The organism is Neisseria sp. P0008.S002 (assembly GCF_051962805.1).
Taxonomy (GTDB): Bacteria; Pseudomonadota; Gammaproteobacteria; order Burkholderiales; family Neisseriaceae; genus Neisseria; species Neisseria perflava.
Genome location: NZ_JBQCUY010000008.1, coordinates 42,981 through 53,603 on the forward strand (window position 1 = coordinate 42,981; position 10,623 = coordinate 53,603).

At 48.2% G+C, this 10,623-nt stretch carries 9 protein-coding genes; 3 read left to right on the forward strand and 6 right to left on the reverse strand.

Going from position 1 to position 10,623, the window contains the following annotated elements:
• Positions 1-15 precede the first annotated feature (15 nt).
• The 6 genes from ACTHSA_RS09350 to ACTHSA_RS09375 all read right to left on the reverse strand — a co-directional run bounded on the left by ACTHSA_RS09350 (position 16) and on the right by ACTHSA_RS09375 (position 6,880).
• Positions 16-369, reverse strand: coding sequence for a nucleolar protein (locus ACTHSA_RS09350; protein WP_070625307.1), 354 nt, complete (start codon positions 367-369; stop codon positions 16-18).
• A 47-nt stretch (positions 370-416) separates the two neighbouring features.
• Positions 417-2,336 carry an ATP-binding cassette domain-containing protein gene (locus ACTHSA_RS09355; RefSeq protein WP_070625306.1) on the reverse strand — a complete coding sequence of 640 codons (1,920 nt, stop codon included), beginning with the start codon at positions 2,334-2,336 and terminating at the stop codon, positions 417-419.
• Between the two features lie 171 nt (positions 2,337-2,507).
• Positions 2,508-3,275, reverse strand: a complete 768-nt coding sequence (locus ACTHSA_RS09360) for an amino acid ABC transporter ATP-binding protein (protein WP_070625305.1) — start codon at positions 3,273-3,275, stop codon at positions 2,508-2,510.
• A 9-nt stretch (positions 3,276-3,284) separates the two neighbouring features.
• Positions 3,285-4,001, reverse strand: coding sequence for an amino acid ABC transporter permease (locus ACTHSA_RS09365; RefSeq protein ID WP_083307460.1), 717 nt, complete (start codon positions 3,999-4,001; stop codon positions 3,285-3,287).
• On the reverse strand, positions 3,991-4,815 hold the full coding sequence (locus tag ACTHSA_RS09370) for an amino acid ABC transporter substrate-binding protein (RefSeq protein WP_440367953.1): 825 nt from the start codon (positions 4,813-4,815) through the stop codon (positions 3,991-3,993). Before ACTHSA_RS09370 ends, ACTHSA_RS09365 begins: the two co-directional genes overlap by 11 nt.
• A gap of 154 nt (positions 4,816-4,969) precedes the next feature.
• Positions 4,970-6,880: an alpha-amylase family protein gene (locus ACTHSA_RS09375; protein ID WP_440378874.1), complete on the reverse strand. Its 1,911-nt coding sequence runs from the start codon at positions 6,878-6,880 to the stop codon at positions 4,970-4,972.
• A 667-nt stretch (positions 6,881-7,547) separates the two neighbouring features.
• Here ACTHSA_RS09375 and ACTHSA_RS09380 point away from each other — a divergent pair.
• From ACTHSA_RS09380 to ACTHSA_RS09390, 3 genes are read left to right on the forward strand one after another with little or no spacing between them, the layout of a single operon-like run.
• Complete coding sequence (locus ACTHSA_RS09380) at positions 7,548-8,327, forward strand: (Fe-S)-binding protein (protein WP_049344813.1); 780 nt, start codon at positions 7,548-7,550, stop codon at positions 8,325-8,327.
• Positions 8,324-9,025, forward strand: a complete 702-nt coding sequence (locus ACTHSA_RS09385) for a LutC/YkgG family protein (RefSeq protein ID WP_049344814.1) — start codon at positions 8,324-8,326, stop codon at positions 9,023-9,025. The genes ACTHSA_RS09380 and ACTHSA_RS09385 overlap by 4 nt, the downstream gene beginning before the upstream one ends.
• Positions 9,022-10,476: a LutB/LldF family L-lactate oxidation iron-sulfur protein gene (locus ACTHSA_RS09390; protein WP_049344815.1), complete on the forward strand. Its 1,455-nt coding sequence runs from the start codon at positions 9,022-9,024 to the stop codon at positions 10,474-10,476. The genes ACTHSA_RS09385 and ACTHSA_RS09390 overlap by 4 nt, the downstream gene beginning before the upstream one ends.
• Positions 10,477-10,623 lie beyond the last annotated feature (147 nt).

Below are 10,623 nucleotides of genomic sequence, written 5' to 3' on the forward strand. Positions count from 1 at the left end.
TTGCAGTTGAGCATTTTATTCTTGTTCAGACGGCATGGGCTGCTGTTTTTTAGCTTTTTTACCGTTCTTATTTTTGCTCGGTTTGTCGGCTTTTTTCTCTTGTTTATCGGATTTTTCCGCGCGTGCCTTTTTCTTAGGCTTTGCACTTGCGCGTTCATCAGAGGCATTGAGGCTACGGATGTTGAGGTGGTAACCGCTGCCTTGATGGCCGCTGATTTTAGGCAATTCGGCCTGTGCGCAGGAGGATTTGGGTTCGGAAGTATAGCTGCCGTTGCCGCAGGAATAAACTGCGGCGGCTGCGTGAAGAGAAATGCCCAAGACGAAAGAGAATACGAGGAAGTATCCGGCTTGTTTGATGGTTGAAGTCATGTTTTTCCGTATTGTGTTTTATTTCAGACGGCCTGATGGCTCTATTTTTATTGGGAAAACTCGGCTTCGACATCCACTTGGATTTGCTCAAGCTCTTCCTGCCATTGCAGCCAGTTTTCTTCCAGTTGCGTTAATTTTACTTTAGTTTCTGTTAATTGTGCGAGTGTCTCTTGCAATTTGGGTTTATTTTCTTCTGAATAAGCAGATTCTTGTGCCAAAAATGCTTCACAGGCCGTCTGAATATCAGTCAATCGTGCGATTTCTTTTTCGGCTTTGTCAATTTTCTGCTGAATCGGTTTGCTGCGTTTGGCTTTTTCCTGACGGATTTGTGCCTCGATACGCTTGGTATCCTTACGGCTTTGGCTTTGTGCAGAAGCGGCGGGGGCTGCTGCGGCGTTTTCTTGTGCCAATCGCCATTGACGGTAGTCGTTCAAATCGCCGTCGAAGTTGTTCAGACGGCCTTTGTCGATAAGGAGGAAGCTGTCGGTAGTCGCTTCAAGCAGGCTGCGGTCATGCGAAACGACAATCAATGCGCCTTGGAAACTTTGCAGGGCAAGTGTCAGGGCGTGGCGCATATCCAAGTCTAGGTGGTTGGTCGGTTCGTCAAGCAGCAGCAGATTAGGTTTTTGCCAGATAATCATGGCAAGGGCGAGCCGCGCTTTTTCCCCACCGGAAAAGGGCTCGGTCTTTTGAACCGCCATATCGCCGACAAAGTTGAAACCGCCTAAAAAGTTGCGGATTTCCTGTTCGCGGACTTCAGGTGAAAGCTGCTGGATATGCCAAACCGGACTTTGGTCGGCGCGTAAAGTATCCAGTTGATGTTGGGCAAAATAGCCGATATTGAGCTTTTCGGAGCGGACGATATTGCCGGAAAGTAAATCGATTTTTCCTGCCAATGCTTTGATAAATGTAGATTTACCGCTGCCGTTAACACCCAACAGGCCGTAACGTGCGCCGCTTTCCAGAGACAGGGTGATATCGTGCAAAACGGTATTATCGCCATAACCCAAGTCGGCATGGTCGAGTTTCAACAATGGATTGGGCAGGTGGGTCGGATTGGCAAACTCAAAGGAAAACTCACTATCCAAATGCGCAGGGGCGATGCGCTCGAGTTTGGCTAATGCCTTCATGCGGCTTTGAGCTTGTACGGCTTTTGTGGCTTTAGCTTTGAAACGGTCGATAAAGGATTGCAGATGTTTGATTTGCGCCTGCTGTTTCACGTAGGCGGCTTGTTGTTGCGCCAGACGTTGGGCGCGTTCCGCTTGGTAGAAATCGTAATTGCCGCCGTATTGGGTCAGTTTTTGTTGCGACAGTTCGATGGTGTGCGTTGTGGTGGCATTCAAGAAGTCGCGGTCATGGGAGATGATGATTTGCGTACAGGGCAGGGAAGCGAGATGGTTTTCCAGCCACAACACGGTTTCTAAATCCAAGTGGTTGGTTGGTTCGTCCAAAAGCAGCAAATCGGCACGGCAAATCAGCGCTTGGGCAAGGTTGAGGCGCATACGCCAGCCGCCGGAGAAGGATTTGACGGGGTGGGTATGTTCTTCTTGTGCGAAACCTAAGCCGTTAAGCAGTTTGGCGGCGCGAGCCGGAGCGGTATAGGCATCGATTTCTTCAAGTTTGGCGTGATATTCGGCTTGCTTCATGCCGTCGTTTTGCGCTTCTGCTTGGGCCAAGGCCGTCTGAAAAGCCTGCAATTCGGCATCGCCTTGCAAAACGTAGTCTAAAGCGGAAATATCTAAATCAGGCGTTTCTTGAGAGACGGAAGCCAGGCGCCATGTTTTGGGAATCAGGATTTCGCCGCCATCTTGAGTGATTTCACCTTTTATCAGCGCAAACAGGCTGGATTTTCCTGTACCGTTTTTACCGATTAAACCAACGCGTTGGCCGGGGGTGATTACGGCATCGGCTTTATCGAGCAGGACTTTCAAACCGCGTTGCAGGGTGAGTTTTTTGATTTCTATCATGATGGCAGGCAAGGGGATGAGTAAAACGAAAGGCGTTATTTTACCTGAAAAGATATATAAAAGGCCGTCTGAACAAGTATGAAAACGAAATCAACGATTTCTATTTCACTTATTCAGACGGCCTTTATGAAATGACAGTCGGAAATGCTTTCAAATTGTCTGTTGTTTCAATTAAATTTGAAGCTCGGTATTGTCCGCACGGATTTGGCGCAGGAATTTTTGTGTTCGTTCATGTTTGGGATGATTGAACAAATCTTGCGGGCTGCCTTGTTCGACAATAACGCCGCCGTCCATCACGACGACCGTGGTTGCCACTTCTAAGGCGAATTTGATTTCATGCGTAACGACAACCATGGTCCAGCCTTCTTGTGCCAATTCCTTCATGGTATCCAAAACATCTTGCACCAATTCAGGGTCAAGCGCGGAAGTCGGTTCGTCAAACAGCATCAATTCAGGCTGAATCGCCAATGCTCGGGCAATGCCGACACGCTGCTGTTGACCGCCGGAAAGCTGGTAGGGGTAGAGGTCAATCTTATCGCCCAAACCGACTTTTTTAAGCAATTTGACAGCCTCTTCTCGCGCTTTGGCGACAGGCTTGCCTTGTACGGCAACCGGCCCTTCCATGACGTTTTCCAACGCAGTTTTGTGCGGAAAGAGGTTGTATTGTTGGAATACCATGCCGGACTTGCGGCGCAGTGCCAAAATATCGTGTTTGCTTGGTTTTTTGGAAAAATCGATGCTTAACGGCTGCGCATTGTCAAACTCGATTTGACCTTGTTCTGGCATTTCCAAAGCGTTTAAACAGCGTAAAAACGTGGTTTTGCCTGAGCCGGAAGGGCCTAGGATAACGACCACTTGTCCTTTGCCAACATCCAAATCGATGCCGCGCAAAATGGTATTTTCGCCAAAGGTCTTATGGATATTGCGGATTTTAATCATGACAACTCCTTATTTGGCGACATAACGGTCAAAACGTTTTTCCAAACGCGCCTGAATCAAAAACAGCACTTTGCAGAAACACCAATAAATCAATGCGGCTTCGATATAAACGGGTAAAAAGTCATAAGTACGGTTTGCTGTCTCTTGGGCAACACGGAAAAGCTCCGTTACCGTTACCACTGCGGCAAGCGAGGTGTTTTTGAACAAGCCGATAAACTCGTTGCTCAAAGGCGGTACGGCAACGCGGAATGCTTGTGGTGCGACAATGCGGCGGAAAGTCTGCATATAGGTCATGCCGATGGAGAAACCGGCTTCCCATTGGCCTTTAGGTACGGACAAAATTGCCGCGCGTATGGTTTCGGAAGCGTATGCGCCGACATTGAGCGAAAAGCCGATGATGGCGGCAGGAATCGGATCGATATAGATGCCGACGGAAGGCAAACCATAGAATACGATGACCAACTGCACCAAAAGCGGTGTACCGCGAATGACGGAAATATAAAATTCCACCAGCTTCAGCAAGCATTTTTGGAAAATACCGCCGGAGGGCATGATTCTTACCAAAGCAACGGCTACGGCAATAATCATGCCGATAACGAAAGAAGCGATCGCTAAAGGCAAAGACACTGCGAAGCCGGCTTTAACCATAGGCCAAAACGCGCTAATGAGCATATCAGCGCGTGTTTCCGTCATAAACGGCAGAGAGGCAAGGAAATTATTTAACACTGATGTCTTTTCCGAAGAATTGTTCGCCCAGTTTTTTCAGCGTGCCGTCTGCTTTCAGCTCAGTTATGGCTGTGCTGAATTTGGCCAATGCCTCATCATTGCCTTTATTGACAATCAAGCCGGAGCCGACTTTTTCGTCAGCCGGGGCAGACCAAACGATTTGTACGCCGGCATTCGGATTTTTCTTCAGATAGTCCAATACCGCCAATTCGTCGTTCAGGGTTGCATCGGCACGTTTTTGTTCAATCAGGGTCAGGGATTGCGCCAAGCCGTCTACCGGTACGAGTTCAGCTCCTGCCGCTTTGGCTTTTTCGCCATAGTTGCTGGTCAGGGATTGTGCGGTTTTGACGCCTTTGATGTCGTCGATGGATTTGATGTTGCTGTCTTTGCGCGCAACTAATACAGCACCGCTCCAGCTGTAAGGCTCGGATTTGTCAAAAGTTGCTTGACGTTCAGGGCTGGTCAGGCCGACTTGGTTGGCAACCACGTCGAAACGGCCGGCTTTCAAACCTGCCATCATAGAGTCCCATTGTGTTTCTTTAAATTCGACTTTTACACCCAGTTTGTCGGCAACGGCGCGGGTAACTTCAACATCGTAGCCGGTCAATTTGCCGTCTTTATCGTGGTAGGTGAATGGTGCGTAAGTACCTTCCGTACCGACAGTGATGGTGCCTTTGTTGTTGATACGCTCAATCAGTGAGCCTGAGGCCGCACCGGATTGTGCCGGAGCAGAAGAAGCTGAGTTGCTGCCTTCGCCGCCGCAAGCAGCCAAAACTACTGCAGCGATGGTACCGAGTACGAATTTTTTCAACATGGATTTTTACTCCTGACTTTAAGTGTGCCATTTAGTATTAAAGCGTGCATTCTAAGCGAAACTGCCCAAAATACAAAATACATCTTATGCCTTAAAAGGCCGTCTGAACGCTGATTTGTTCAGACGGCCTTGAATGATGTATAAAAAATTCAGCTTATGCAATTTCAAGCCACATGACTTGATAGGGTTGCAGTACCAAATCCTGATTCAGGGAAACGGTTTGACCGCTGATCAAATCGTGTGCTTTAAACGGCATGGCCTGCAGCGTATGCGCACTGATGGTTTGCGGATGTTCGCTGAAGTTGCCGAATGCCAATAGTGCGTTGTTGCGCATATAGCCGATGATGTGTTTATTGTTGGTATTGAAGGTAACCAACTTGCCGCCGTCAAAGCGCGGATTGCTTTGGCGGATGGCAATCATATGGCGCAAACCTTGGAAGATTTGACCGGCAGTGGTAGAGCTGTCATGGCGTTGGTTGTACAACTCCTCATTATAACGAGGACGGTGTGCCCAGCGGCTGTCGTCGCTCTTATTGCTGTCTTGCGACCAGTCGTCATCATTGAGTGTACCCACTTCGTCACCCAAGTAAATCAGCGGCAGACCGCCGGTACTCAGGGCGATGCTGTACAAAAGTTTGATGCGGTCAACGGCATATGGGTCATTTTGAGCCAAACCGACCAATGCTGCGGCTGTACCGCTGACACGGCAGTCACCTGTGTTTGGGTTGTATTGGAAGGGGACGCCGCGCGCGAAGCTGCCGTCAAAATGGTTGACGAAGAAACGGTTGAGGAATTGTCGGTGGTCGTAGCCGTGAATACCGAACTGCCATGCGTCTTCATCGGCAAATGTCCAGCCGATGTCGTCATGGCTGCGGACGTAGTTGACCCATGCAGTGTGGTCGGGCAGGTTGTGGCGGTAGGTCAGTGCTTGATGGAGCAGGTTGACTTCGCGTGTGGCGAGGGTGTTCCACAACAATGCCATTTGCAGAGGGTTGTAGCCGATTTGGCATTCGTCTTGGCTGATGTATTGGACAACTTGGTCAGGATGGACAATGGCTTCGGATTTGAAGAACACAGCTGGTGCTGCGATACGCATTACAGAGTTAAACGCGCGAATCAGAGCGTGTGCCTGAGGCAGGTTTTCGCAGCTTGTGCCCATTTGCTTCCAAATAAAGGCAACGGCGTCCATGCGCAGAATATCAACGCCCAAGTTGGCAAGGAACATCATTTCGCCTGCCATGGCACGGAATACCCATGGGTTGCTGTAATTCAAGTCCCATTGGAAGGAGTTGAACGTTGTCCATACCCAGCGTCCGTCTTCCAGTTGGGAGAAGCCGCCCGGATGTTGGTCGGGGAAGATTTCACGCAGGGTGCGGTCGTATTGGTCGGGCATCCAGCGGTCGGGGAAGATGTAGTAGAAGTTGTCGTAGAGTGGATCACCGGCGGCGCAGCCTTTTGCCCATTCGTGTTCATTGGAAGTGTGGTTAAAGATGAAATCGACAACGGCGGAAATACCTGCTTCGTGCAGTGCGGCAATGACATCGCGCAAGTCGTCTATTGTGCCCAAAGCCGGATTGACATCGCGGTAGCTGCTGACTGCATAGCCGCCGTCGCTTTTGCCTTCAGGACATTTAAACAGGGGCATCAGGTGCAGATAGGTCAGGCCCAATTCTTGGAAATAAGGAATTTTGGCTTTCAAGCCTTGCAGATCGCCTGCGAACAAATCGACGTAGCACCCGCCGCCAACCTGTTTGTTGGACAAAATCCAGTCAGGATCGTTTTCGCGCGCGATATCGATATCTTTTAAGGATGAGTTGCGTTGGGAATAGCTTTGCCATGCTTGGGCAATCAGTTGCTCCAGCATGGGGAGGACGGCTTCGTTGTTGTTGTAAACATTGTCCAGCTCGTGCATCAGTTTTGGGAAGTGTTCCTCAAGTCGTCTGTCAAACTGTTTCCAGTCTTCAGATGTCTCGATACTTGCACGCTGTTCGGGGGTATAAATCGATAGGGTGCGTTCTTTAAGGTGATGCAAGGTCAAATCAACCTGTTGAGTCTGGGTCAACATAATGCCTACTCCGAAGTTAAGGTGAAATTGTTTTGAAGCTTGGTTTCACTTCTTTTGCAAATCCATGCCGATCGTGGGCGGCCAAGACTGTAATTTTGCGTCAAGAAACTGCCTCAATGATACTGGAAGTGCTTGAGTGTGCATAGAGTTTTCAAGGTTAAGAAGGATGATTTTTCAAGTGTTTGATTTTGATTAAAAGTAAGGTTGAGCATATGGAAAGCGGCCTTTTGACGAACTTATCTTTCAGACGGCCTGAGTCTTGTGAGAAAAACTTTTATTTTTATTATCTTAGACATCTTTTTATTCAGATATGGCCGTCTGAAACATATGTACAGCATAATGGGTCGCTTATTTTGTTTAAAAATGAGTCATAGAGATTAAGTTCATGACTTCTGATGTAAATCAAGATTCTATAAAGAGGCAGTTATTGTGTTTTAAATAAAGAGAGAATGTACGAGCTTCATTCATTAAAAAATGAATCCATCAGTTTTCTTATTGATAGTGGTTATTATGTAGATTATCAAGTTAATAAGGAAAAGGTGTTTGTCTGGTTTGTCATGCTTTTTTAATATTATTTTTTAAAATTAGACTTGACCCATTACAAGCAATTACTTAAAGTATCCATCTGATTTTTACACAAGAAAACGGGTTGTCCCGTTCCAAAAAAATGAGCGCAATCAAACCACCACAAATCACTGTATTCGACAGCAAGCCAACCGATGCTTATTTCTTCGGTACTTGCGTTCTCGACCTTTTTATGCCTGAAGCCGGTATGGATGCCATCACTTTAATCGAACAACAGGGTATCCGTGTCCATTATCCAATGGAGCAAAGCTGCTGCGGTCAACCGGCCTATTCGTCAGGTCATCCTAAAGAAGCCTTTGATGTTGCCAAAGCGCAACTGGATTTATTCCCTGAAAATTGGCCGATTGTCGTGCCTTCCGGTTCTTGCGGCGGCATGATGAAACACCACTGGCCGACTTTGTTCAAAGGTACCGAGTACGAGCAAAAAGCCATTGATTGCGCCAATCGTATCATTGAATTTACCCACTTCCTGCTGGCGATTGGTTACAAACCTGAAGATAAAGGCGAGCCGGTTAAAGTGGCTGTTCATACTTCCTGCGCGGCGCGTCGCGAGATGAATGTACATTTGTCAGGCTGGCAGTTGATCGACGGCATGGAAAATGTTGAACGTATCGTTCACGACCATGAAAGCGAGTGCTGCGGTTTTGGCGGTACATTCTCTGTGAAACAAGCCGATATTTCCGGAGCGATGGTAACCGACAAAGTTGCCGCGCTGAAAGAAACCGGCGCAACTGAAATCATCAGCGCGGACTGCGGTTGCATGATGAATATTGGCGGCAAAATCGCTAAAGACGAACCCAATATGCCACGTCCGAAACATATTGCATCTTTCCTGTTGGAACGCACCGGAGGTAAAGCATGAGCGCGCGCGAAAATATTTTAGCGAAATTGAAAAAAGCCGATGCCTTGCCGATGGAAGAACCGCCGGTTTTCGATTATTACCGTGAAATGGGTGTTTCTTGGGCAAACGATGTCGAACGCTTGAAACATTGGGCGGCTGCCATGCGTGCCGTCAAAACTGAAATCTATTGGGTTACCAAATCCAACTGGCCGCAAGTATTCCGTCAAGCCGCCGAAGGCAAGGGCTTGAAAAACATTCTGCTTCCATTGGAAACAGAACATGGTCAGCTGGCCCGTGCAGCTTTGGCCGATACCGATATTGAACCGCGTGGTTTTGAGCGAAAAATCGACGACTGGAAAAACGAATTCTTTACCGATATTGAGGCTGGTTTTAGCGGCTCTAAATGCGGTATTGCCCGTACCGGTACGATTATGCTGGAGTCCAGTCCTGTCGAGCCACGCAGCCTGAGTTTGGTTCCGCCTGTGCATTTCTGCTTGTTTGACACCAGCAAAATGTACAACGAATTACATAATGCTGTTGAAGGCGAAAAACTGGTAGAAAAAGGCATGCCTACCAACGTTATTTTGATTTCCGGCCCGTCTAAGACTGCTGATATTCAATTGACTTTGGCCTATGGTGCACACGGCCCGCGCGATTTGGTGGTTTTGGCCGTTCTGCCTGATCACATTTCCCCTGCCGATTTGGAGGAAAAAGCATGAGTTCCCAAACCATTAAATTCCATATGAAGCCGGAAACGTTCAAGCAAAACGCCGCGATTTCTTTGCAAGACAAACCTTTGCGTAAAAGCTTGCGCACAGCGATGGACATGCTGATGACCAAGCGCAAAGCCGTTTTGACAGATGAAGAAGAGCTGCAAAGCCTGCGTGACTTGTGTGAGCATGTCCGTCAACGTTCGTTGTCCAAATTGCCTGCATTATTGGAACAGCTGGAAGAAAACCTGACCAAGTTGGGCGTTAAAGTCCACTGGGCAGAAACACCTGCCGAAGCCTGCCAAATCATTCACAACATCATTACCGATAAAAACGGTAAGCTGATGGTGAAAGGCAAATCTATGGTCAGCGAAGAGATTGAGCTGAACCATTATCTGCAAGATCAAGGCATCAAAGCGATTGAGAGCGACTTGGGCGAGTTTATCGTTCAAATGGCCGGCGAGAAACCAACCCATATCGTGATGCCTGCCATTCATAAAACCAAAGAGCAGGTTAGCGAGCTTTTCCATCAAAACCTCGGCACTCCATTAACAGATGATGTAGACCAGTTGACTGGATTTGCGCGTAAAGCATTGCGCGATATTTACAGCACTGCCGATGTCGGTTTGAGCGGTGTGAACTTTGCCGTTGCTGAAACGGGCACTTTGTGTCTGGTCGAAAATGAAGGCAACGGCCGCTTGAGTACCACTGTACCGCCTGTGCACATCGCCATTACCGGTATTGAAAAAGTGGTTGCGAAGCTGTCGGATGTTCCGCCTTTGTACAGCCTGCTGCCACGCTCCGCCATCGGTCAGAACATTACCACTTATTTTAATATGATTACCGGTCCTCGCCGTAGCGAAGAGCTGGACGGCCCTCAAGAAATGCACTTGGTACTGCTTGATAACGGCCGTAGTCAAGCGTATGCAGAAGATCAAATGCGCCGTACCTTGCAATGTATCCGTTGCGGTGCGTGTATGAACCACTGTCCGGTTTATACCCGTATCGGTGGCGCGGCCTACGGTACGACTTATCCCGGCCCGATTGGCGAGATTATCTCTCCGCATTTGTTAGGCTTGGATGCGACACGCGATCTGCCGACTGCATGTACCATGTGTGGCGCCTGTGTTGAGGTTTGTCCGGTACGCATTCCGATTACCGAACAAATGCAACGTCTGCGTGTTGAAGCGCAACGTTCGCCAACAGAAACCGTTCCTCATCCTATCCGTGGTCAAGGCGCATCGCATACCTTCGGCGAGCAAATGGCGTGGCGTACGTTTAACGGCATTTTCAGCGGCAGTAAGGCTTATCGAGCATTCGGCTGGGCTGCTACCAAATTCCGTGCATTGACGCCAAGCAAGCAGTTAAGCTGGACCAATAACCATGTTCCGATGAAACCTGCCAAGCAAACATTGCATGAGATGATGGCAGAAAGAAAACGTCAGCAAGAAAAAGCATAAGACTTGAAAATAAAACCTGGGGGATAAAAGCCTCAAGTTTTATTTTTTATTGAATACTGCTGGTGTAGCATCGCTATTTGTAAAGGCATTTGATTTGATTATTGTATTTTGATTCTTTTGAATAAAAAGGCCGTCTGAAAGATTTTC

Excerpts from the sequence above, each read along its gene's own strand:
- ACTHSA_RS09350 (WP_070625307.1), bottom strand. The coding sequence starts at position 369 with ATGACTTCAACCATCAAACAAGCCGGATACTTCCTCGTATTCTCTTTC.
- ACTHSA_RS09355 (WP_070625306.1), bottom strand. The coding sequence starts at position 2,336 with ATGATAGAAATCAAAAAACTCACCCTGCAACGCGGTTTGAAAGTCCTG.
- ACTHSA_RS09360 (WP_070625305.1), bottom strand. The coding sequence starts at position 3,275 with ATGATTAAAATCCGCAATATCCATAAGACCTTTGGCGAAAATACCATT.
- ACTHSA_RS09370 (WP_440367953.1), bottom strand. The coding sequence starts at position 4,815 with ATGTTGAAAAAATTCGTACTCGGTACCATCGCTGCAGTAGTTTTGGCT.
- ACTHSA_RS09375 (WP_440378874.1), bottom strand. The coding sequence starts at position 6,880 with ATGTTGACCCAGACTCAACAGGTTGATTTGACCTTGCATCACCTTAAA.
- ACTHSA_RS09380 (WP_049344813.1), top strand. The coding sequence starts at position 7,548 with ATGAGCGCAATCAAACCACCACAAATCACTGTATTCGACAGCAAGCCA.
- ACTHSA_RS09385 (WP_049344814.1), top strand. The coding sequence starts at position 8,324 with ATGAGCGCGCGCGAAAATATTTTAGCGAAATTGAAAAAAGCCGATGCC.
- ACTHSA_RS09390 (WP_049344815.1), top strand. The coding sequence starts at position 9,022 with ATGAGTTCCCAAACCATTAAATTCCATATGAAGCCGGAAACGTTCAAG.